Genomic DNA, 22,198 nt, shown 5'->3' on the forward strand with positions numbered 1-22,198 from the left:
GCGCCCTGCCCCTCGTCGCCGTGCTTCCGGCGACGAGGGGCAGGGCAGCTTCGACCGCAGAAAGCCGCTCGCGACGAAGGAGACTTGATGGAGACCGGACACGAAACCGCGCTGATCGTGCGGCCCGAGGAAGCCGAGTACGTGGCGCTGCCCCACGGCGGAGGCTTCCGACTGCTGGCCGACGCGGCCGACACCGGCGGCGCGCTGGGCGCCAACCACCTCGCCCTCGGCAAGGGCGCCGACGGCGCACGGCCGCACTACCACGCACTGTCGACCGAACTCTTCTACGTACTGGACGGGACGGTGGAGTTCCTCGTCGGCGAGGAGAGGGCGACCGTGGGGCGGGGCGGCATGGTCGTCGTGCCGCCGAAGGCGCCTCACGCCTTCGGTGCCGCCGCCGGCTGCACCGCCGAGCTCCTGGCGGTCCTGACACCCGGTGTCGACCGCTTCGGATACTTCCGGGCGCTGGGCCGCATCCAGCACGGCCTGGACTCCTTCGACAGTCTGCTGCCCGAACAGGACCGCTACGACGTGCACTTCCTCGATGCGACCGCCTGGCGCTCCGCCCGCCTCAGCCCGGCAGCGCGTCCTCGAGCCGCGTCAGTTCCTCCGCGCTCAGCGTGAGCTCCGCGGCATGTGCCGAGTCGGTGATGGAGGCCGGGCGGCCGGCACCCGGTACCGGGATCACGGCCGGGGAGCGGGCGAGCAGCCAGGCCAGGGCGATCTGCTGCGGGCTGACGCCGCGCTCGGCCGCGATGCGGTGGAAGGCGGTGGCGGCCGAGGCGGTGCCGGAGGGGCCGTCGAGGGAGCTGCGGGAGATGCCGCCGAGCGGGCTCCAGGGCAGGAAGGCCAGGCCCAGCTCCGTGCTCAGCCGCAGCTCGGGCTCGCTGTCGCGGACGGCGGGCGAGTACCGGTTCTGTACGGAGACGAGTCCGTCGCCGAGGATCCGATGCGCCCGGCGGATCTGGTCGGTGGTGACGTTGGAGATCCCGGCGGCGCGGATCGTGCCGGCGTCGAGCAGGTCGCGCAGGGCGCCGACGGACTCCGCCCAGGGCACGTCCGGGTCCGGCTTGTGCAGCTGGTACAGGCCGATCGCGTCGACGCCCAGGCGCCTGGCGGAGGCCTCCGCCGCCTGCTTGAGGTGGGAGGGGGTGGCGGTGACGGTCCAGCTGCCGTCGCCGGGGCGGCCGCGGCCGCCCTTGGTGGCGACCAGGACGCCGGAGGTGTCGCCGCCGTAGCGGGCCAGGGCGCGGGCGATCAGGAGCTCGTTGTGGCCCGCCTCGTCGGCGTGCCAGTGGTAGCTGTCGGCGGTGTCGATGAGCGTGACGCCGGCGTCGAGGGCGGCGTGGACGGTGGCGATGGCCCGCGCCTCGTCCGGGCGGTGCTCGATGGACAGCGGCATGGCGCCCAGGCCGATGGCGCTGACGGCGGTGCCTGCGATGGTGCGGTTCTGCATGGTGGCCCGGTTCCTCAGGTGGTGGGTGACGGCTCGGTGGTGAGGGCTTCGGCGACGGCGCCGGGCAGCCAGTCGGTGGTGCGGGAGAAGGAGAAGCCAAGCTCCTTCGCGCGGGCGTTGCTCATGGCGTAGTGGCGGTCGACGGAGAACGGCGAAGCCTCCTCGCCCGCCGGAACGGTCCGGTAGACGGGCTCCCGGCCGGCCTGCGCGGCGATGATCGCGGCGAGGCCGCGTACGTCGAGCGGCCCGTCGGAACAGGCGTTGACCGGACCGGTGAAGTCGGCCGTGGTCGCCCACTGCAGCAGGTCTGCCAGCTCCTCGTAGTGGATGAAGACCGTGGGCAGCGTCTTCGTGTGCACGGTGATCGCCCCGCCCCGGGCGATGCGCTCGGCGTAGTGCGCCAGCCGGCCGGTGAACTCCCGTGCGCCGCCGCCCAGTACGTGGGCGCTGCGCACGGAGGCGAACTCGAAGCCGCCGGCGCGGGTGAAGACGGCCTCCGCCTGGCGCTTGCCCTCGGCGTAGTGCGCCTCCAGGTACGCGTCGTCCTGCCAGGGAAGGTCCATGGCCACCGGCCAGGCGGCCGGGTCCACGGTCTCCTCCGGCACAGGCGTGCCTGCCGGCACGGCCGGCAGCGCGGCGGTCGCGGGGTCGTAGACCTCGATCGTGGAGGTCATGACGTAGCGCAGGGTGCGGCCGGCGAAGGCGCGGGCCGCGATGGCGGCCTGCACCGGGGTGTAGCAGACCTGGTCCACCACTACGTCGAAGGTGCGGGAGTCGAGCGCGGCCGTCAGGGCGGCCTCGTCGTTCCGGTCGACAACGAGGTGGTCGACACCGGCGGGCGGCGGAGTGGAGCCGCGGTTGATCACAGTGACCTGGTGGCCCGCGGCATGCAGGCGCTCCACCAGGAGCTTTCCGAAGTACCGACTTCCGCCGATGACGCAGATCCTTTGCATGCCCCCATCCTGGGAACCCGTCGCCATCAGCAGAAGTCCTGACTTGCTGGATGCGCATGAAGCAAAACTGTTGACCGATGTGCGGCGGTTCCGCGTCCTGCGGGTGATACGGCGAGTCGACCGCCAGTTGTCGAACTGACGGGCCCTCACGAGGAGGTTTCTGAAAGACTCGGGTACGGCACTATCCGACAGGGGCGCAGGGACGTCCGAGGGGCAGGGGGCCCAGTGTGCAGCCGATAGTCATCGTGCTGATCTTGCTCGGGCTGTTCCTGTTCATAGCCGTGATCAAGGCCATTCACGTCGTTCCGGAGGCCAGCGTGGCCATCGTGGAGCGGTTCGGACGCTACAAGCGCACCCTCCGCGCGGGCCCGAACATCGTCGTGCCGTTCATCGACTCCATCCGCCGCCGGATCGACCTGCGTGAACAGGTCGTCCCCTTCCCGCCGCAGACGGTGATCACGCAGGACAATCTGGATGTCGTCATCGACACCGTCGTCTACTACGAGGTGGCCGACCCCCGTGCGGCGACCTACGACGTGTCCAGCTACATCCAGGCGATCGAGCAGCTCGCCACCACCACCCTGCGCAACATCGTCGCCGGCATGGACCTGGAGCGGACCCTCACCTCGCGAACGGAAATCAACGCAACCCTCCGCGGTGTCGTGGAAGGGGCGGCCGGCAAGTGGGGCATCCGCGTGAACCGCGTGGAGCTCAAGGCCATCGAGCCACCGCGCGCCATCATGGAGTCGATAGGGAAGCAGATGCGCGCCGACCGGGAGAAGCGCGCAGCGATCCTGCACGCCCAAGGCGTGCGAGAGGCGGCGCTGCTGGAGGCCGAGACGGAGCGGGACGTGGCCGCGATACTCGCCCGCAAGGACCCGGCGACCCGCGTCGCACCGCCGGCGCCGGTCGAGGCGGCTCCGCGGCTCACGCACCAGCCGCTGCGGGAGGACGACCCCCGCCGCATCGGCCGGTACCAGCTGACCGCGCGGCTGGGCCAGGGAGGGATGGGGACGGTGTTCCTCGGTCGATCCCCTGGAGAACGCCTGGTCGCGGTCAAGGTCATCCACACCGAGTTCGCCGCCGACCCGACCTTCCGGCAACGGTTCGCCCGCGAGATCGCAGCCGCACGCCGGGTCGGCGGATTCCACACGGCTGCCGTCGTCGACGCGGACGCCGACGGCGAACACCCCTGGCTCGTCACCGAGTACATCCCCGGCCCATCACTCCACGACGTCATCAAGCAGCACGGCGCACTGCCCCCGAGGACCCTTCATGTCCTCGCTCTCGGAATCGCCGAGGCGCTCGGGGGAATCCACTCCTGCGGCATCATCCATCGCGACCTCAAGCCCAGCAACATCATCGTGTCCACCACGGGCCCGCGTGTCATCGACTTCGGTATCGCGCGAGCCTTTGACAGCACTGCGCTCACCAGCACCAACGTCGTTGTAGGCACAAAGGGGTTCCTCGCTCCGGAGCAACTCGCCGGCTTGGTGAGCACCCCCGCCACGGACCTCTACGCCTACGGCATGGTGCTGTGCCACGCCGCCGGAGCCGTTCCCTTCCCGGACGGCGAAACCCTTGAGTCAGCCCTCGAACTCCTGCCGTCGACCCTCGTCGACGTCATCACCGGCTGCCTCAATTACAACCCCGCTCGCCGCCCGACCTGCACAGAGGTACTGGAACAGCTCGCCCGGATCCACCAACAGTCCGAGGGCTGGCTGCCACCCCCCATCCGCACGATGGTTGATCTCCACAACGCCCCCACCGCCTGAACTCACGCATCTCAGACCATGATGAGCAGACGCGTCTTCGGCTTGAGCTTCCTGTTCACCGAACGGCTCTGCACGTACACCTCCAACTTGGGATTGTGTCCCGCCTTCACGGAGACGGTTCCCGTGACACCCGTGCCGAACAGAAGGCTGCGCGCCGCGTCGCCCGTGTAGGCCCGGTCGGTGTCCTTCTCGACCACGATGACCTCCTTGTCGGGCTGGATCTGAACCCGGGTGCCCAGCTGGTAGTAACAAGACCCGCGTTCGTACGTCACGCCCGGATGCGAGTCGACGAAGGATCGGATCTCGACCTCCGTGTCGACCTTCAGGAGGCGGTACTTGTCGGCCGGGACCGGTTCGAGGTTCGCCCGCACGTCGTCGACCGAGATGTCCTGGCCGACCGCGAACAGGTTCTTCGTGCCGCGCACGCCCTTCTCGCGGCCGCGGAGGAAGCTGGTGGCGGCAGCGCGCACGGTACCGATCGCCTTGTCGACGCCCTCCTGGGAATCCGCATCCCAGATGGCGATGTTTCCGGCCGGGAAGCCGTAGTTCTGTGCGGTTCGCTTCGCGAGGGAGTTCGGAACGAGGATCGCGGAAGTCCAGTGGCCCGGGAGCGCACCCATCTTCGCCGCGATCTTGTCGAGCCAGGGGCCGAGGACGGACATGTCGCCGTCGTGCCGCCTGTTCCCGCCGGAGGCGTTCTCCTCGCCGTCCGTCACCACGATCTGGAGGAAGCTGTGCTCGCCGTACTCCTCCCAGATGTGGCCCAGGTCGTCCAGGGACTTCAGAGAGGCCTCGATGAGGGCCGTGGCGCCGTTGTTGACCTTGTACAGACCCCGCATGGACGGCAGGTGCTTCACGTCCATGTCCCAGACCAGGTTCTCCACCCTGTGGTCGAAGGAGTAGAGGCTGATCCGGGTCTCATGACCGAGGCTGTCCGACTCGGCCTTCAGACCGGCCACGAACTCGTCGACGACGCGGATGAGCTGACTCTGGTGCTGCCGCATGGAACCCGAACAGTCCACTACCAGCGCGACGTGGTTCACCTTGTGCTGGATCTTGTTTGCGGACATGATTCTGCTCCTTCTCCGATGCTCCCCGAGTGATGTCTCCACACTAGGAGGAGGCACTGACAACGGAGCCTGACGGACGATCACGCCCGGTCCGTTGTCAGTGGCGGGTGCCACCATCGCGGTCATGATGCGATTCGAGTGGCGCCCTTTCCTCGAGCGGTGGGGCGGGGAGTGGGCCGACGCGTACGACCCGGAACGCGACGGCAGGCCGGGCGCGGAGGAGCGGCGTGCGGCCCGCCGGCTGGGCCGCGAGCCGGCGGACGAGGTCCGTATCGCCGCGGCCGAGGCCCGCCTCGGCGTCACTCTTCCCCCGTCGCTGCGGTCCTTCCTCGCGGTCACCGACGGCTGGCACATGGCGGGCAACTTCGTGTGGCGGCTGGCCGGTTGCGAGGACATCGCCTGGTGCGGCGATCCGCACGGCCTGCGGGAGACATGGCTGGAGGGCGCCGGGGACGACCCCGACGACGACACCGTCCGCGAAGCGGGCATATGGTCCCGCTCGCTCCAACTGGCCGCCGAGTCCGACATGGTGGACGTCCTGCTGGATCCGGAGGACGTGGACGCCCGGGGGGAGTGGGCCGTGTACACCTGGGCGCCCTGGCGCGGGAGCGGCCCCGAACGCCATCCGTCCTTCCGCCACTTCATGGACGCCATGTACCGGCAGTTCCACTCCATGGCCGCGGACCGGCCGGCATTCGCGAACGAGACCACCGGGGCCCTGGACGCCCAGGTCGAGCAGGCCCGGCTGGCCGCCCTGCGCGGCGAGTACGAGGCGGCGCAGGAGGCATTGGCCGAGGCGGTCGCGTTCGGCCGGCCGAGGGCGGCCCGGCTCCTGGGGCAGATCGGCGCGCTGTGCGGCACGGACACCGGAGCCGAGGCGGGGGCCTCACTGCTCGATCCGTACGTCGCGTACGAAGCGGTACCGCTGACCTGCCGGGCGGAGTACGGGCGCAGGCCCGGCGCCCGGCCGGACGAATCGCTGACGGCCAGGTATCCCGAGGAGGACCGGCCGGCGGTGGCCGCGACCCTGCATGCGGTCCACGAGGCAACCTTCCGGTACCGGGCGGAAGGAGCCTTCGGGGAGGCCGTGGAGGCGGCACGCGAATCGGCCCGGCGGGCAGAGCCGGAGGCGGCCTGGCGGACGCTGGCCGCAGCGCTGCCCGCGTGGACGCCCCGTACCGCCGACCACATCGCCCCGGTGGGCCTGCTCGCGGATCCGTATCTGGGTCCGGTCCTCACCCCGGAGCGGGGCAGGGTCTTGCTGGCCACCCCACGCGGCCCCGGCGCTTCGGCGCCCGCCCTGCCCACCTCCGCGCCTGCTCCGGTGGACGGGCTGGGCTGGCTCGCGGACGATCCCCGCGAGGGCTTCCGGATGGTGCTGATCGCCGGCGTGGAACCGTCCGAGGTCCCGCACCGGCTCGGCACCGGCGACGCGCCCGTACGGCCCGCCCTGACGGTATGGGACGCGAGACGGGCCGAGCGACCGGGCGGAGAGCCGTGGGAGGACCGGACAACGGCCCGGTTCGGCGCGGCGGGCGAGGGCTGGGTCTTCGCCCACTCCGGCAGGGGTGTGGACGCCGCCCAGGAGCGCTTCTCGTCACCCGCCGTAGAGGCCTCCCGCGGCACGCGGGCCCTGACGCTGACCTACGAACCGGAGCGCGGCACCGGGCATCCCGCCGGCTTCCACCTCTCCTGCACGGAGAACGGAGAGCCGCGCTACGGGCTGACGGTCCGGGGAGGGGCACCGACGACGAGCGGGGAGATACCGGAAGAGCTCACCCCGGCCCGCCTCTTCGCGGGCCGCACCACGTCCGAGGGACTCCGTGCGGCGCTGGACTCGATCGCCGCACACTTCGGGATCACCGTGTCACGGGAGGCCGTACGCCACGGCCGCCTGGACGGCTTCGAGACCCGCAGCTGGCTGCGCGAGCCCCGCTCCGGTGAGGGTTGGGCCTACTGGGCCCGCTCCTGACCCGCCGCACCGGCGGCCGCGGGCCGTCCCCAGGAGGGCAGTGGAGGCCTCACGGGGCGCCGTAGAGCGTCCGTTCGGGTGGTGTCGTCCCTTCGCGGACGGCAAGTGCCGCTGGAAGCAGGTCGGTCCGTGCTGTGCTGTGGCCACGAGCCGAAGACGGTCGTAAGCGGGCCCGCCCGCTGTTCGCGGCAGGCCTGCCCCAACAGCGAAGGAGGACTGATGTCGAGCCACCGGAAGGACCGCCGAAGCCGGAGTGTGATCGGCCAACTGCTCGCCTCTGTAGTGTTGTTGACGGTGACCCTATTGGACGTCTCCGGGGCTCACGCCGCTGTGGTCCACTCCAAACCGAAGCCCGATTGGGACGCCATCGCCCGGTGTGAATCCGGCGGGAACTGGCGGGCGAACACCGGCAACGGCCATTACGGCGGATTGCAGTTCACCCAGTCGAGCTGGAACGCGGCAGGAGGCCGCAAGTACGCACCGCGCGCCGACCTCGCCACGAAGGCGGAGCAGATCGCGACGGCGAGGAGACTCGCCAGGATCCAGGGCATGGGGGCCTGGACCTGCGCACGACGCCGCTGAGGGGCCACGCCCTCCAGCGCGGCGGGGCCGCGCTGGAGGGGACGTCCCGATCGGACGGCCTGCCCCCAACAGGGAGCCGTGTCAGGTTCATTGACAGAAAACGAACGCAGCCCGAGGCTGAGAGCGCTCTCAGAATCAAAGCGTTCGCTCCGCCCGCCCCTTCCTCCCCCCAGGGCGCGGGAGCGCCGCACCTCCCACCGTCAGGTTTCCCCCCACAAGGAGGAAGAGCGTGTTCCGCATATCGAAAGTGCTTGCATCCGGGGCCTCGGCGCTGGTTGTCGCCGCCGGCCTGATGCTCCTCGGTCCGCCGACATCCGCGGAAGCCGTACCGGCGACCATCCCGCTCACGATCAAGAACAACTCGGGACGCAGCGAGCCGGTCTACGTCTACAACCTGGGCACCCTGCTCACGACCGGCCAACAGGGCTGGGCCGACGCCAACGGCACGTTCCACCCTTGGCCCGTGGGAGGCAATCCCCCCACCCCCGCGCCCGACGCGTCGATCGCGGGTCCGGCCGACGGGCAGACCAAGACGATCCGGATGCCCAAGTTCTCCGGACGCGTCTACTTTTCCATCGGTCAGAAGATCGTCTTCAAGCTCAGCACGGGCGGCCTGGTCCAGCCCGCCGTGCAGAACCCCTCCGACCCCAACCGCAACATCCTGTTCAGCTGGTCCGAATACACGCTCAACGACGCCGGCCTGTGGATCAACAGCACCCAGGTCGACATGTTCTCGGCTCCGTACGCGGTGGGAGTGAAGGCGGCCAACGGCACGGTCGCCAACACCGGTCGCCTCACGCCGGGCGGGTACAACGCCGTTTTCAGTCGGCTGCGTTCGGCCGGGTGGGGTGGATTGATCCAGAACCGCCCGGACGGCACACCGCTGCGGGCGCTCTCGCCCGGTCACGGCATCGAGGCGGGCGGAATCCCGGCCGGCGTCATGAACGACTACGTCGACCGGGTCTGGAGCAAGTACGGCTCCTCCACGCTCACCGTGACTCCGTTCGTGAACCAACCGAACACCAAGTACTACGGCCGGGTCTCGGGCAACGTCATGCACTTCACCAACGCCTCAGGGGCGGTGGTCACGAGCTTCCAGAAGCCGGACTCCGACAGCGTCTTCGGCTGCTACAAGCTCCTGGACGCACCCAACGACCTGGTCCGCGGCCCGATCTCCCGCACCCTGTGCGCGGGCTTCAACCGGTCGACGCTCCTGACCAACCCCACTCAACCCGATGCGAACGGCACCGGTTTCTACCGCGACGCCGTCACCAACCACTACTCCCGCGTCATCCACGAACAGATGGCGGACGGGAAGGCGTACGGCTTCGCCTTCGACGACGTCGGCGCCCATGAGTCGCTGGTGCACGACGGCAACCCGCAAGAGGCCTTCATGACGCTGGAACCGTTCAACTAGGCCCGGAGCAGACCCGGGGCGCCCCCCGCTCCGGGCGCTGCGAAACTCGTCGCGCAGAGATGACGGTAGGTCACAAACCGCTGGTCACAGCCTCGTTGTCAGTGGGTCGCGGTAGCGTCGTGGGTGTGGAAGAACCGCCTCTCGATGGGAGTGTCATGACCATGGACCGTGTGCAATCGCCGCTCAGGGTAGTGCTGACCGACATCAACCCACAGGTGGTGGAGGCGTGGCGGGCGGCGTTCGCCGACACCCCCGGGATCGAGATCCGCAAGGGGTCGATCCTCGACGAGGATGTCGATGCCTGGGTCACCCCGACCAACTCCCAGGGCCGGATGGACGGCGGGGTCGACGCCGCGATCAAGCGGTACCTCGGAGCAGGCATACAACTGCGCGTGCAGCGGGCGATCCGCGACCAGTTCGCGGGACGCCTCCCCATTGGAAGCGCGGTGTGCGTTCCGTCCGGGGCGACCAACCCGAAGTTCCTGATCTCGACACCGACGATGGAACAGTCCGCGCAGAAGGTGAGCGAAACCCTGAATGTGGCGCTGGCGTGCGCCGCCTCGTTCCAGGCGATCCATCGGCAGAACGAGGAAGTCCCCGGCAGCGTCCGCTCGGTGGCCCTGGTCGGCATGGGCGCCCGAACAGGCGGGGTGCCGGCACGGGTGTGCGCCAACCTGATGTGGACGGGCTACACGTTGTTCACCGACCACCACTTCGAGGACTACGACGACCTGCGCAGCACGATCGTCGCCCAACTCGACGACATCGAGAACGCGCCCGAGGAGGAGCCGGTTCGCATCGCGCCGCCCAAGCGCCGTACGTCCCGTCGCTGACCCGGCCCCGCTCACGCCGTCGATCACGTCCACATCAGCAAGAAGATCCTGCCCTACGGAGTTCCTTCAGAATGAGCGATGCCACCACCCCGGCCGAGCCACACCCGACTGACCAGACGGACCCGAACGACCCGCTGGCCCTGGCCGAACTGTTCAAAGGCGGCGGTGAACCGTGGCTTCCCCTGCTGAAGCCGGTCATCGAGGCGCAGCCGGACGCGGCCTCGTTCATCGGCCCGGGCCGGGCTTCGGATGTCGTTCCTGTCCGCGAACTGACCTTCCAGGCGCTCAAGCCGAACCCACCGCACAAGTGGAAGGTCGTCGTCTTCGGCCAGAACCCGTATCCACGGCCGGAGAGCGCCACCGGCATCGCCATGTTCGACAACACCTTCCACGACTGGACGGACAGCCAGTTCGGCAGGGTCGTCAGCATCCGCTGCATCATCAAGGCAGCGGCGATGTGGAAGTACGGCATACCCAAGAAGACCCCGATCGCCGATGTCCGTGCGCTGTTGAAGCGAGAGGACACCGTCCAACCGCCGGAATGGTTCCAGGCGATGCTCACGCAGGGTGTGCTGCTGCTGAACGCGGCACTCACCGCCGGCAGTGACGGGACCGCCGGGCCCGCACGGCACGCTGCCTTCTGGCGTCCGGTCGCCGAGCGGATCGTCGAGGACATCCTCAAGGCCAAGCAGCACGCCGACGAAGAAGACCGTGGAGTCGTCTTCGCGTGGTGGGGCGCTCACGCGCGCAGCCTGAAGAAGGTCGTCCTGCGACTCGAGAAGAAGTACCCCGAGGTCGAGGTCCGGCACATCGACCACCCCAACCCCGCGGCGCAGGGCGACATCTTCTGCGAAGGCGACCACTTCGGGATGGTGAATGCCGCTCTCGCATCGGTGGGCGCCGATGAGATCGACTGGCTGCCGAGCAAGGGATGGAACAAGCCCGGGCCGGAAGGCGGCGGGACGGACACGCAGGACGTCGCCGAGCGCATGGGCGCCTTCATCGCGTCCACCATGGAGCTGCACCAGCTGTACCTGGAACGACTCGCGAGCGTCAAGGACGAGGGGCTCGTCCTCCCCGCGATCACGGGGGTGTTCGACACCCCGCTCTGGGGCTTCCAGGACGCCGTCAGTCCCGTGGCCGACCTGCTCTCGGGTCTCGACCGGCATGTGCAGCGCTCGCACGAGTTCGGCAAGCAGCGGGCGGACGAAGCGGCCGAGGGCCTGTCCGCAGACGCGATCGCCGCCCTCTACCTCTACACCTGCGAGTCCGCGTTCTACCGGGAGATCAACGCAGTGCTGCGCTCCCCGGACCGGGCCAAACTCGTCCCGTACCTCCCGTATCTACGGCTGCTGTTCTCGGCGGTCTCGCAGCTTCCCGCCCGAAAGGAGCCGTTGTGGCGCGGGGTGTCGCTGGACCTGCGCGCGCAGTACCCGCTCGGTCGCACCGTGACCTGGTGGGGCGTGTCCTCGTGCACGCCCGATCTCGGCGTGGCACGAGCCTTCCTCGGCAGCCGCGGCAAGCGGACGCTCTTCGAGGTGGTACCGCTCCGGGCGGTGGGCATCCGCAGGTTCTCCGCGTTCACCGGCGAGGACGAGTTCATCCTCTCGCCGGGCACGCAGCTCAAGGTGACGGACGTCAAGGCCGAGCGCGGTGGCCTGTGCACCGTGAGGCTGACCGAACTGGAGGAGCAGCCCCTCGTGTCCTGAGCGGCTGCCCCCGGGGGGAGAGGTCAGTGGTTGTGGCGCGCGCCGTGTTCCAGCCACTGGGCTCGGCCCGCGCCGGCATCGTGGCCGGGCAGAAGCAGGGGTGCTTCTTCGCCGGGTCCGGTTGCGGTGAGGGGGATACCGAGGCTCTGGCACATCCGGTGGGCGCGGGCCAGCGCACTGAAGGTCATGGCGGAGGGGGTGCGGCTCGGCAGCTCGATCCTGACCCGGGAGGGGCGGTGCGCGTGGACGAGGGATTCGATCTGCAGGGCGGCCGCGGCCCGATTGGTGACGTTCAGCTCCTGCAGGATCTTCACGTGCAGGGTGTCTTCGGTGATGTGGTGACTGATGACCATGCTGCGCCTCCCGCACACCGGGATCCGGACGGCACCAGCGGTGTGGGGTGCCCCGGTACCAGTGTGGGGCAGGTGCCCCGCACGGACGAGTCCGCCCGACCGCCCGGTCCGCGCTTGCGGGCTTCCGCGCGCCGGGGGCCGGGGCCGGACGGGCCACGGCGGCCGGCGCGCTGCCGTGTCGCCGCCGCCATGGGTACGGCTCCTGCCATCGTGGGCCAGCGCGCTCCGTCTTCCCCGGGAGGTACCTCCGTGTCCCCACGCCCGTACGGCCACGGCCGCCGGATCCGCCCGGCGCTGCGCCTGGCCGCCGCCACCGCCGTGTGCGGCGCCCTGCTCGGCGCCACCGTGCAGCCCGCGCAGGCCGGGGCGGACCGCAACCCGCCGACCGGAGCCTCCCTCCACCAGGAGCTGCGGGAGCTGGTGCAGAGCCCCGACGGACCCCCCGGCGTCATCGCCGTCCTGCGCGCCGGCGACCGTACGGAGGTCTACCGGGCGGGCGTGGCCGACGTGGAGAGCGGTCGGCCGCCCAGGGCGACCGACCACATGCGGATCGCCAGTGTCGCCAAGGCCTTCAGCGGAGCGGTGGCCCTGGGGCTCGTCGACCGCGGCCGGCTCCACCTGGACGACACGATCGGCGAGGTGCTGCCCGGTCAGCCGACGGCCTGGCACCAGGTCACGTTGCGTCAACTCCTCAACCACACCAGCGGATTGCCCGACTACTCCGCATCCCCGGGGTTCATCGACATCATCTCCGAGAACCCCCGCCACCACTTCGACTCCCGGCGCCTGCTGGAGTTCGTCGCAGACGAGGACCTCGCATTCCCGCCGGGCAGCCGCTACGAGTACTCCAACTCCGACAACATCGCCATCGCGCTGATGGCCGAAGCCGCCACCGGACGCCGCTACGAAGCACTGCTGCGCGAGCTCGTCTACGAGCCGCTGGGCCTGGACGCCACGAGCCTGCCGCAGGGCTACCGGCTGCCCGTGCCCTTCCTCCACGGCTACCAGATCGACCCGGAGGCCGGGCCCGTCGACGTCAGTGAGGCCGTGAGCGCCTCGGGGGCCTGGGCGGCAGGGGGCATCGTCTCGACGCCGAAGGACCTGACCGCTTTCATCCGGGGCTACGCGGGCGGCGCCCTCGTCTCGGACCGCACCCGCCGGCAGCAGTTCAGGTTCATCCCCGGCGCGCTGTCCCAGCCCCCGGGACCCGGCCGGACCGAGGCGGGCCTGGCCATCTTCCGCTACACCACCCGCTGCGGAGCGGTGTACGGCCACACCGGCAATACGGCCGGCTACACCCAGCTGGTGGCGGCCACGGCGGACGGCCGGCGCTCGCTGACCTTCTCGATCACCACGCAGACGTCCCTCACCGTCAACCCCGACCTGCTCGCACGAGTCCGGGAGGTCCAGGAGGACTTCGTCTGCGCCCTGCTGCGCGGATGATCCCGGCGGGCCTGGAGGGCCGTCACCTTCCGCACCCGCCCGCTCACCGGATCGTGCTCGCGCGGGGCGCCGCCACGAAGGCGGCGTAACCTGGTCGAATCGCCACAGAGCGCGCGTACGAGAGGCCCGGTGCGCGCCGCAGACCCAGCCCTGCCGCGCACGATCCAGGGAGGCGGCGCGTGACCGATCCGTTCGGCTTCCTCAGGATCCCCCGCGAGGCCGTCCCCGCCCGCCCCGTGGAGGAAAGGCTCGGCGACTGGCGCGAGGTCCACGCGGGCCAGGTGCTGCTGCCGCTCGTCTCCCGGCAGGCCGACCGCTGCATGGACTGCGGTATTCCGTTCTGCCACTCCGGCTGCCCCCTGGGAAACCTCATACCCGAGTGGAACGCGTACGCCGCCCGCGGCGACTGGCGCGCGGCGTACGAGCGGCTGCACGCGACCAACAACTTCCCGGAGGTCACGGGCAGGCTCTGCCCGGCCCCCTGCGAGGACGCCTGTGTCCTCGCGATCAACGCGGACCCGGTGACCATAAAGAACGTCGAGCAGGCGATCGCGGACGAGGGCCTGCGGCGCGGCTACATGGAGCCGAGGCCGCCGGAGAGGCGCAGCGGCAAGACGGTGGCCGTCATAGGCTCCGGTCCGGCCGGACTGGCCGCGGCGCAGCAGCTGACCCGGGCCGGGCATCGCGTCACGGTCCACGAGCGGGCCGACCGGATCGGCGGTCTGCTGCGCTACGGCATCCCCGAGTTCAAGATGGAGAAGGCGCACCTGGACCGCAGGATCGAGCAGATGCGGGCTGAGGGCACCGTGTTCGTCACGGATGCGGACGTCGGCGGCGCGGCGGGCGCCGACGCGGCCGGGCTGCGGAGCCGGTGCGACGCCGTCGTCGTCGCGATCGGGGCCGGCGAACGCCGCGAACTGCCGGTCCCCGGCCGCGCACTGCACGGCATCCACCAGGCCATGGACTACCTGACCTGGGCCAACCGGGTACAGGAGGGCGACTGCGCCGCGTCGCCCATCACCGCCGAGGGTAGACGCGTGGTCGTCGTGGGCGGCGGCGACACCGGCTCCGACTGTGTCGGTACGGCCCTGCGGCAGGGCGCGATCTCCGTGGTCCAGCTCGACATCAACCCCGAGCCCGGCGCGGTCCGGCCCGACGGCGAGCCGTGGCCGGTGTACCCGAGGACGTACCGGATCTCCCACGCCCACGAGGAGGCCCGCGGGCGCGAGGGCCGCGACCCCCGGCTGTTCTCCAGCGCCACCCTGCGCTTCGAGGGGGACGCCTCGGGCCGGGTACGGGCGCTGCACCTGACCGCCGTGGAGCCGGTGGCCCGCGGCCCCCTGGCCGGTACCGAGCGGGTCATTCCGACGGGCCTGGTCCTGCTGGCCCTCGGCTTCTCGGGCCCCGAACGGGCCGGCGGCCTGCGCGAGCAGCTGGGGCTCGAGCTCGACGAGCGCGGCAACTTCGCGCGGGACGCCGGCTTCGCGGCGGGCGGCGGGCGGGCGCCGGGGGTGTTCGTCGCGGGCGACGCGGGCCGGGGGCAGTCGCTGGTGGTGTGGGCCATCGCCGAGGGTCGGGCGGCAGCCGCGGCCGTGGACCGCTACCTGACCGGCTCCACGTGCCTCCCGGCTCCGGTCGCCGCCCATGACCGGCCGATGACGGCCTTGGGGCGCATGCGCTACGGGGACTTCTAGCGGAGCCCACCGGACCGAGTACCTTATTGCAAGCAGATTGCAGTTGCAGTCAAGGTGCGAAAGGGGTTGTGGTGGGCTCTCCTGTGGTGCTGGGCATCGAGTCTTCTTGTGACGAGACCGGGGCCGGGATCGTGTCCGGGGGCCGGCTGCTCGCGCACGTGGTCGCGTCGAGCATGGACGAGCACGCGCGGTTCGGCGGGGTGGTGCCGGAGATCGCCGCCCGCGCGCACGTGCAGGCCTTCAACCCGGTCGTACAGGAGGCGCTGGACCAGGCGGGGCTGCGGATCTCGGACATCGACGCCGTCGCGGTGACGACCGGACCGGGTCTGTCGGGCGCGCTCCAGGTGGGGCTGGCCGGGGCGAAGGCGCTGGCCTACGCGGCCGGCGCGCCGCTCTACGGGGTGCACCACCTGGCCGGGCACGTCGCCGCCGACACCCTGGAGCACGGTCCGCTGCCCAACCCCTGCATGGTGCTGATCGTCTCCGGCGGGCACACCTCGCTGCTGTTCGTACGGGACCTCGTACGCGATCCGATCCTGCATCTCGGCGACACGGTGGACGACGCGGCCGGGGAGTGCTTCGACAAGGTGGCGAGGGTCTTCGGCCTGCCCTATCCGGGCGGGCCGGCCATCGACCGGGCGGCGCGCGGGGGGAACGGCTGCGCGGTGGCCTTTCCGCGGCCGCTGACACGTCCGGGTGACGCCCCGTACGCCTTCTCCTTCTCCGGACTGAAGACCGCCGCCGCCCGCTGGGCCGAGCAGCACCGCGTCCGGGGTGAGGAACTTCCGCTGGCGGACGGCGCCGCTTCGCTCCAGGAGGCCGTCGCGGACGTCCTGACCCGCAAGGCGCTGGCGGCCTGCCGCGAGTACGGGGTGCGGACGCTCGTCGTGGTCGGCGGCGTGGCCGCGAACTCGCGGGTGCGGGCGCTGGCCGAGGAGCGGTGCGCCGCCGCCGGTGTCGAACTGCGGGTGCCTCCGCTGACGTTGTGCACCGACAACGGGGCGATGATCGCCGCCGTCGGAGACCTCCTGGTACGGGCCGGCTCGGCTCCGGCGCGGCTCGACGTCTCGATCGACCCGTCCGCGCCGCTGGAGTACGCGGCCCTGCACCCTGTTGCCCCACCCCGTGCGTGCCGTTCCCTGGACCACGACCCGAACGTGCGGCAGCCGGCGCGGGCTGCTCGGGCCCGCGCCGGCTGCGTCGCCCCATCGGGCTAGGCCGGCGGGAGCGGGACGTCCCAACGCTGCCAGGCGGCGCCCGTGCAGTTGCGGAGGTTGATCCCGGCGCCCTGGCTCGGGTCCCCGGCGTTCTGGATGCTCAGGCACTGGCCGTTGACCTGGGTGGCGAGCTGACGGCCGACGACGTCCCACCGCTGGTTGGCCAGCCCGTGGCAGTCGCCCACGACCTGGGCGGCGGCGTTGAGTTCGCCGTTCCGGACGTCCAGGCAGTGGCGTTCGGCGAGGTTCCGCAGCTTGCGGCCCTCCCAGAACCACAGCTGGCTCCCGACCCCGCCCGCGCAGTTGCGGACTTCCACGTTGTCGCCGTTGGAGGTCAGACAGCGGTTGTCCAGGTCGGTGTGGATCTCGAAGAAGTCGGCTGCCCCCGCGGGCGACGCCATCCCCGGGGCGACCGCGCCCGCCAGAGCGAGCACCATGGCGGAAGCGGCGAGTCGAATGCGCATGTATGTGGTTCCCGTTCGTCCTGTGCGTCTGCCGCACTCCACGGCAGATTGATCACGGACGGACACTACCCATGTACGCACGGTAGTCAATCCAGAGGATTTGAGACTTCCGGAGCAAGATCGCCTGCCCGCGCGGGCGGCCGGCCCGGGCTCAGCTGCGGGCCGGGGCGAGGAGGACGAAGTCGGCGTTCGACCGGTCGAGGCAGACGGCGAGCCGGCCTACGCCTTCCGCGTCCTCCGGTCCCATCTGCACGCTGCCGCCGTTCTCGGTGACCTTGGCGACCGCGGCGTCGCAGTCGGCGACGGCGAAGACGGGGTGCCAGTACGGCCGTCCGTTCGCGAGGGCGAGGTTCTCCTCGGGCAGTTCCATGAGGCCGCCGTGCATGCGCTCCTCGGGAAGTCCGGCGGGGGTGATGAGGGTGTACGCGCCTCCGCCGCCGGGCAGCTCCATCTCGCTGAACTGCCAGCCGAAGACGCCGCCGTAGAACTCCTTGGCGGCCGCGGCGTCGCTGGTGTACAGCTCGGTCCAGGACAGTGAGCCGGGCTCGTCCACCAGCTCGACGCCGGAGTCCTTTCCCGGTTGCCAGACGGCGAACTGGCCCCCCAGCGGGTCGCTGTACTGGGCCATCCGGCCCCACTCGTCGAGGTCCCGCGGCGCCAGCCGTACCGTGCCGCCCGCGCGCTCGACGGCCTGGGTCGTGGCGTCCGCGTCGGTGACGCTGTAGTAGATCATCCAGGCCGAGCGCGCGCCCTGCTCGGTGAGCTTGCCGAGCCCGGCGACGATCTTTCCGTCCTTGCGGAACATCCCGCCTTCCATGTCCTCGCTCTCGCCCATGGACTCGTAATCCCATCCGAGGACGGCGCCGTAGAAGGCCGCGGCGGCCGGGACGTCGGGGGCGCCGAGGTCGAGCCAACAGGGGGAGCCGGGTGCGAAGTCAGTGGTGATCATGGCGATTGCCTTTCGCTGGTCCTGTATGACCTCAGCGTGGCACCCGGCGTCGACCGTCGCCCGTTGGCCGACGGCGCCCATCCGGGTGGTCGCGCCCCGGCTGCCGCCCGTGCGGAATGCGCGGGCAGGGCGCCGCCAGGTCCTGCCGATCCGCGAACACCGGCCCGTGCTGCCCGGCGCTACCGTCCCTCGGCCAGGGTCAGGCGGGCTGCCACAGCTCGATCCGATGGCCCTCGGGGTCCGTGACCCAGCCGAAGCGGCCGACACCCTCCATGTCCTGCGTTTCCTCGGCCACGTCCGCACCCTTGGCGCGCAATTGCGCGAGCATCGCATCGAGGTCGCGGACTCGGAAGTTGAGCATGGTCTGCTGGGTGCGGGAGCCGAAGTAGTCGGTCCCGGACTCGAACGCCGCGAACACCGTCGGCCCGGCTTCCTGCTGCCACAGGCCGTGTTCATCGGTGTCCAGGCCCAGGCAATCGCGGTACCACGCGCTCAGGGCCGCCGGGTCGGTTGCCCGCAGGAAGTAGCCGCCGATTCCAAGTACACGTTCCATGCCGGCATCTTGTCAGGGCGGGGATCGGGTGGGCCGGCGCCACACCATCCGCCCGCTTCCTCCCCCGTCTCAGTCGCGGGGGGACTCGTAAGCCTGCGTGTGCGAGGCCCAGCGGACCCATGCGTCGAGGAGGGCCCCGAGTGTTGCCGCGCCGGCCTCGCCGCTCTCCAGGTGCTCGGTGTACGCGTGGAAACGGTGGGGGCCTCGTGGCCAGCAGGGATCTGCCGCGGCCAGGCGGGCGAGTTCACCGACGGGGGTGTCTGCGCTCTCGAAGTGCTCGAGCCAGGTGCTGAAGTCGCCCATCGGCCTGCGTGATATCACTCGCGCTGTTCCCCACTCGCTTCCCAACCTCCTGAAGGATTGCTTCCGTTTCATACGGCCGCGATCGGTCCGTGTCCAGGGGGTGGGGCCACCTTCGGCCAACCCATCGGCAGGGGCGCGGGCGCAGTGGGGCCCGCCTACTTGCTCTGCATCTTCCCCAGCGGGTGCGGGTCGTCCTCCAGCTCCGCGCACGCCGCCCGCCAGCCGGCGTCCTCGGGGTGCAGGGCACTGCGCAGATAGGCCCAGGTGAGCTGCTGGACCAGCGCGACGCGATCGGGGCTCTCGTCCGTCGTTTCCGCGACCTCGTACCCGGCGATGCCGCCGAGCGAGTGCTCTGCCCCGAACAGCGTGAGCAGGCTCTTGCTTCCCGGGCTGAGGAAGTAGGGGTCGGTGAACCAGTCGGGACCGCGAGTGGACAGCGCGGACTGGTCCCGGTCCCCGGCGACGACGAGAGCCGGCGCGGTCATGCCGTCGAACGACGGGTTCATGAAGGGGAGGTGCTCGACGGCGAAGGGAGTCAGATCGTCGCCGGCCCGTCCGGGCAGGGCGAGCAGCACGCCTGCGGCGACTCGCGGGTCGGACAGGTCCTCCCCGGGTACGCCGTCGGCGTCGAGGATGCGCGCGCCCAGCAGCATGCTCGCGGTCTGGGCCCCCCACGAATGGCCGGCCACGGCGATGCGGCTGCGGTCCAGGCGCCCGCTGAGGCCCGGCACGGAAGCTTCCAGGACTTTGAGTTCGTCGAGGACCCGCTTGAGGTCCTCGACCCGGAAGCGCCAGATCCGCGGCGTACGGGGGTCCTCGGCGGGGAGGCCGAGCGTCCTGGAGTCGAGATGGGTCGGCTGCAGGACCACGAAGCCGTGGGCGGCCCAGAAGTCCGCCAGCGGGGCGTAGCCGTCCATCGACCAGCCGAAGCCGTGCGAGAAGACGATGACGGGCAGGTCGCTGCCCGTCGCGGGCGCGGACACGCGGACCTGGAGGTCCTGGCCGCGGCCGGGGGCGGACAGGGCGACCGGCTTTGCGGACACGATCGCGGTGGGCGTGGGCGTGGGCGTGGGCGTGGGCGTGGGCGTGGGCGCGCTCGCGAACTTCTGTGTGTGCGCGATGGTCGAGTCGGACATGGAAGTGCCTCTCGTTCGGTTTCCCTGCGCGGTAGGTGCGGTGGGTGCGGCGGGTCCCGGTGGTCGGCGGCGCCGCACGGCGGCGTGGTCGCCCGGCCCCGGTTCTGGCATCATGAGCAAAGCGGAACCCCGCTCCGCTTACGATATGGAGCAGTGTTCCGCTTCGCAAGGTCCAGTCACGGAAGGAGTGCCGCGGTGAACGACATCGGTCAGGGCGCGGGCAGCGCAGCCGGGTCCAAGCGCAAGGACGCCCGGCGCAACCAGCAGGCCCTGCTGGATGCGGCCGCCGCGGTCTTCGTCACCTCGGGCGTGGAAGCGCCGGTACGCGACATCGCGGCCAGGGCCGGCGTCGGAATGGGCACGATCTACCGGCACTTCCCCACGCGGGCGGACCTCGTCATCGCCGTCTACCGCCACCAGGTCGACGCCTGCGCCGAGGCGGGCCCGGCCCTGCTGGCAGCCGGACCGACGGCTCACGCCGCCCTCGGACGGTGGGTCGACCTGTTCGTCGATTTCCTGGTCACCAAGCACGGCCTCGCGGCCGCGCTGCAGACGGACAACGCCGGCTTCGAAGCGCTGCACGCCTACTTCCTGGACCGGCTCCTGCCGGTGTGCACCCAGCTCCTCGACGCCGCCGTCGCCTCCGGTGAGATCCGTTCCGACCTCGACCTCAGCGCCTACCAGCTCATGCGCGGCGTCGGAAACCTCTGCGTGGGCGCCGACGGCGATCCCCGCTACGACGCACGCCGCATGGTCGAACTCCTCGTCGCGGGGCTTCGCCAACCGCGCTGACAGGGCGCCCGTGAACCTACGCGATGCCGGGGAAGTGGCTGGCCTCGCACCCTGCGGAGGGCCGGCAGTCCTGGCGGTCCCGGCTCTGTGCCGTGGCGCTGGAGGCCCCGGCGATGAGGGAGACGAAAGCCGCGGCGGCGGCCGCCACGGTGACGAGGGCGCGCCGCGCGCGACGACGGGCGGACGTGGCCAGGGCCGGGGTCGAGGCCGAGGTCGTGTGAGGGGTGGTCATGCGGTGTTCCGTTCGGGGTGTGACGCGTAGCGGGCCGATCCTTGTTCCCGGCCCGCCCCGATCATGGTCGAGGCCGGTGAACGCGTGGTGCACGCGCGGGATGGGCAAAGCTGCCGGCGCCTGTCCGGTGGCCGGCGGCCGGCGGTCGTGCCTACCGGGACCACACCGTGCCGCGCGCCTCGTACTCCAGCATGGCCTCGACGCCGTTCGCCGCGTCGGGGCCCAGCTCGCGCCGGAGGAGCCACAGGGCGAGCTCCAAGCCCGAGGTGATGCCTCCGGCCGTCACCAGATCGCCGTCGTCCACGACGCGCGCGTTCTTCAGTACGCCGCCCTGGCGCTCCAGGTCCGGGCGGGCCTTGTGGTGGGTGGTGCAGGGTCGGCCCCGGGTCAGCCCGGCGGCGGACAGCAGCATGACCCCCGTGCACAGCGCGGCGATGGTGAGCCCGGGGCGGGGCGCCGCTTCCAGTGCGCGCGGGAGGGTGCCGCGCCGGATCTCGGCCCATACCCCGGGGTCCTCGCGGCGGGCGTAGCCGCCGCCCGGCACCACGATGATGTCGGCTTGCTCCGGGGTCCAGCCGTGCTCGACGCCGACCCGTGTTCCGTACGACGCCCGGACCGCACCGGGGCGGGAGGTGGTGACGTAGCGGACATCGACCGCCCGGTCCGTGAAGAAGCGGGAGGCCGAGAAGACCTCGTACGGGGCGGCGAAGTCGAGTTCTTCCACCCCGTCGAACATGACGATGTGCACCCTCAACGGCGCACCGGCACCGGCGCCGGTACCGGTACCGGCGCCGGCAGTGCGGCTCTCGGCCGCGGAAGCGGCGGCCGGGCCGGCACCGAGTCCGGCGACTCCCGCGACCGCGCCGGTGGCGCCGAGGGCGGTCGAAGCCCGGAGCAAGTCCCGTCGGTTCAGGCCCATTTCAGATCTCCTCCATGCGGGTCGGACGGATCGGTGGTGGAGCGTAGAAGAGGTCGACGGTGCCAACGCGCGAGTTCCCCACGGACCTTGTGGCGTGCCCCACAACGGGCCGCGCGTCACTGGCCTTCGGGATCGCCGTCGGTCATCTCGCGGACCGACACGGAGCGCGCCGGCACCACTCGCCGTCCGCTGGGCACAACGCCACCGGCACGCCTCGCGGACGCCTGCCTTCGGCGGGGTGCCGGGGCGGTGAGGTGGGGGTGGTGGGGTCGGGGGGCGGGGCCCACGGGGGGGGGGGGGGCCCCCCCCCCGGGGAGGGCGCCCGGGCGGGGGGGGGGGTTCGCCGGGCCGGGTGGGCCGCCCCCCCGGCCACCGA

21 protein-coding genes and 2 pseudogenes are annotated in these 22,198 nt (G+C 71.2%); 12 read left to right on the forward strand and 11 right to left on the reverse strand.

Annotated features, from left to right (window positions below):
• Positions 1-87: 87 nt before the first annotated feature.
• A complete protein-coding gene (locus ACFWBN_RS10515; protein WP_385173695.1) occupies positions 88-624 on the forward strand; it encodes a cupin domain-containing protein in 537 nt (178 codons plus the stop codon).
• On the opposite strand, the gene ACFWBN_RS10520 is transcribed toward ACFWBN_RS10515, so the two are convergent.
• A complete protein-coding gene (locus tag ACFWBN_RS10520) occupies positions 572-1,456 on the reverse strand; it encodes an aldo/keto reductase (protein ID WP_385173698.1) in 885 nt (294 codons plus the stop codon). The genes ACFWBN_RS10515 and ACFWBN_RS10520 overlap by 53 nt on opposite strands.
• A gap of 14 nt (positions 1,457-1,470) precedes the next feature.
• The gene (locus ACFWBN_RS10525) at positions 1,471-2,409 is read right to left on the reverse strand and encodes an NAD-dependent epimerase/dehydratase family protein (RefSeq protein WP_385173700.1); all 939 of its coding nucleotides are present in this window, start codon (positions 2,407-2,409) and stop codon (positions 1,471-1,473) included.
• A gap of 227 nt (positions 2,410-2,636) precedes the next feature.
• Here ACFWBN_RS10525 and ACFWBN_RS10530 point away from each other — a divergent pair.
• Positions 2,637-3,368: pseudogene (locus ACFWBN_RS10530) on the forward strand (SPFH domain-containing protein); the annotation flags it as partial.
• A gap of 75 nt (positions 3,369-3,443) precedes the next feature.
• Positions 3,444-4,184, forward strand: a pseudogene (locus tag ACFWBN_RS10535) (serine/threonine-protein kinase); the annotation flags it as partial.
• 11 nt (positions 4,185-4,195) lie between these two features.
• Here ACFWBN_RS10535 and ACFWBN_RS10540 read toward each other — a convergent pair.
• Positions 4,196-5,254 (reverse strand): VWA domain-containing protein, encoded by a 1,059-nt coding sequence (locus ACFWBN_RS10540; RefSeq protein WP_385173703.1) that lies wholly within the window; start codon positions 5,252-5,254, stop codon positions 4,196-4,198.
• Between the two features lie 124 nt (positions 5,255-5,378).
• On the opposite strand from ACFWBN_RS10540, the gene ACFWBN_RS10545 reads away from it, so the two are divergent.
• The 5 genes from ACFWBN_RS10545 to ACFWBN_RS10565 all read left to right on the forward strand — a co-directional run bounded on the left by ACFWBN_RS10545 (position 5,379) and on the right by ACFWBN_RS10565 (position 11,767).
• On the forward strand, positions 5,379-7,226 hold the full coding sequence (locus ACFWBN_RS10545; RefSeq protein WP_385173706.1) for an SMI1/KNR4 family protein: 1,848 nt from the start codon (positions 5,379-5,381) through the stop codon (positions 7,224-7,226).
• A gap of 219 nt (positions 7,227-7,445) precedes the next feature.
• A complete protein-coding gene (locus tag ACFWBN_RS10550) occupies positions 7,446-7,808 on the forward strand; it encodes a transglycosylase family protein (protein WP_385173709.1) in 363 nt (120 codons plus the stop codon).
• A gap of 271 nt (positions 7,809-8,079) precedes the next feature.
• Positions 8,080-9,225: a glycoside hydrolase family 64 protein gene (locus ACFWBN_RS10555; RefSeq protein WP_385174069.1), complete on the forward strand. Its 1,146-nt coding sequence runs from the start codon at positions 8,080-8,082 to the stop codon at positions 9,223-9,225.
• 161 nt (positions 9,226-9,386) lie between these two features.
• Positions 9,387-10,058, forward strand: a complete 672-nt coding sequence (locus ACFWBN_RS10560) for a macro domain-containing protein (RefSeq protein ID WP_385173712.1) — start codon at positions 9,387-9,389, stop codon at positions 10,056-10,058.
• Positions 10,059-10,129: 71 nt separating this feature from the next.
• On the forward strand, positions 10,130-11,767 hold the full coding sequence (locus tag ACFWBN_RS10565) for an ADP-ribosyltransferase domain-containing protein (RefSeq protein ID WP_385173716.1): 1,638 nt from the start codon (positions 10,130-10,132) through the stop codon (positions 11,765-11,767).
• A gap of 23 nt (positions 11,768-11,790) precedes the next feature.
• On the opposite strand, the gene ACFWBN_RS10570 is transcribed toward ACFWBN_RS10565, so the two are convergent.
• Positions 11,791-12,120 carry a hypothetical protein gene (locus ACFWBN_RS10570; RefSeq protein WP_385173719.1) on the reverse strand — a complete coding sequence of 110 codons (330 nt, stop codon included), beginning with the start codon at positions 12,118-12,120 and terminating at the stop codon, positions 11,791-11,793.
• A 249-nt stretch (positions 12,121-12,369) separates the two neighbouring features.
• On the opposite strand from ACFWBN_RS10570, the gene ACFWBN_RS10575 reads away from it, so the two are divergent.
• The 3 genes from ACFWBN_RS10575 (at position 12,370) to tsaD (ending at position 16,474) form a co-directional block, all read left to right on the forward strand.
• Positions 12,370-13,563, forward strand: coding sequence for a serine hydrolase domain-containing protein (locus tag ACFWBN_RS10575; protein WP_385173722.1), 1,194 nt, complete (start codon positions 12,370-12,372; stop codon positions 13,561-13,563).
• Positions 13,564-13,742: 179 nt separating this feature from the next.
• Positions 13,743-15,257, forward strand: a complete 1,515-nt coding sequence (locus tag ACFWBN_RS10580) for a glutamate synthase subunit beta (protein ID WP_385173725.1) — start codon at positions 13,743-13,745, stop codon at positions 15,255-15,257.
• An 83-nt stretch (positions 15,258-15,340) separates the two neighbouring features.
• A complete protein-coding gene (gene tsaD, locus ACFWBN_RS10585) occupies positions 15,341-16,474 on the forward strand; it encodes a tRNA (adenosine(37)-N6)-threonylcarbamoyltransferase complex transferase subunit TsaD (protein ID WP_385174072.1) in 1,134 nt (377 codons plus the stop codon).
• On the opposite strand, the gene ACFWBN_RS10590 is transcribed toward tsaD, so the two are convergent.
• The 5 genes from ACFWBN_RS10590 to ACFWBN_RS10610 form a co-directional block, all read right to left on the reverse strand.
• Complete coding sequence (locus tag ACFWBN_RS10590; RefSeq protein ID WP_385173728.1) at positions 16,471-16,938, reverse strand: RICIN domain-containing protein; 468 nt, start codon at positions 16,936-16,938, stop codon at positions 16,471-16,473. The two genes, tsaD and ACFWBN_RS10590, sit on opposite strands and share 4 nt — an antisense overlap.
• A 151-nt stretch (positions 16,939-17,089) precedes the next feature.
• Positions 17,090-17,887, reverse strand: coding sequence for a VOC family protein (locus ACFWBN_RS10595; RefSeq protein ID WP_385173731.1), 798 nt, complete (start codon positions 17,885-17,887; stop codon positions 17,090-17,092).
• A gap of 199 nt (positions 17,888-18,086) precedes the next feature.
• Complete coding sequence (locus ACFWBN_RS10600) at positions 18,087-18,440, reverse strand: VOC family protein (protein WP_385173734.1); 354 nt, start codon at positions 18,438-18,440, stop codon at positions 18,087-18,089.
• Positions 18,441-18,509: 69 nt separating this feature from the next.
• Positions 18,510-18,743, reverse strand: a complete 234-nt coding sequence (locus tag ACFWBN_RS10605) for a YozE family protein (RefSeq protein ID WP_385173737.1) — start codon at positions 18,741-18,743, stop codon at positions 18,510-18,512.
• A 155-nt stretch (positions 18,744-18,898) separates the two neighbouring features.
• Complete coding sequence (locus ACFWBN_RS10610; RefSeq protein ID WP_385173740.1) at positions 18,899-19,879, reverse strand: alpha/beta hydrolase family protein; 981 nt, start codon at positions 19,877-19,879, stop codon at positions 18,899-18,901.
• A 195-nt stretch (positions 19,880-20,074) separates the two neighbouring features.
• On the opposite strand from ACFWBN_RS10610, the gene ACFWBN_RS10615 reads away from it, so the two are divergent.
• Entirely contained in the window at positions 20,075-20,671 is a 597-nt protein-coding gene (locus ACFWBN_RS10615) for a TetR/AcrR family transcriptional regulator (protein ID WP_385173742.1), read from the forward strand.
• Between the two features lie 16 nt (positions 20,672-20,687).
• On the opposite strand, the gene ACFWBN_RS10620 is transcribed toward ACFWBN_RS10615, so the two are convergent.
• Together ACFWBN_RS10620 and ACFWBN_RS10625 are read right to left on the reverse strand one after the other, a co-directional pair.
• Positions 20,688-20,903, reverse strand: coding sequence for a hypothetical protein (locus tag ACFWBN_RS10620; RefSeq protein ID WP_385173745.1), 216 nt, complete (start codon positions 20,901-20,903; stop codon positions 20,688-20,690).
• Positions 20,904-21,054: 151 nt separating this feature from the next.
• Positions 21,055-21,816 (reverse strand): DJ-1/PfpI family protein, encoded by a 762-nt coding sequence (locus ACFWBN_RS10625; RefSeq protein WP_385174077.1) that lies wholly within the window; start codon positions 21,814-21,816, stop codon positions 21,055-21,057.
• Positions 21,817-22,198: the final 382 nt, after the last annotated feature.

It is taken from the genome of Streptomyces sp. NPDC059989 (assembly GCF_042736975.1).
Lineage (GTDB): Bacteria > Actinomycetota > Actinomycetes > Streptomycetales > Streptomycetaceae > Streptomyces.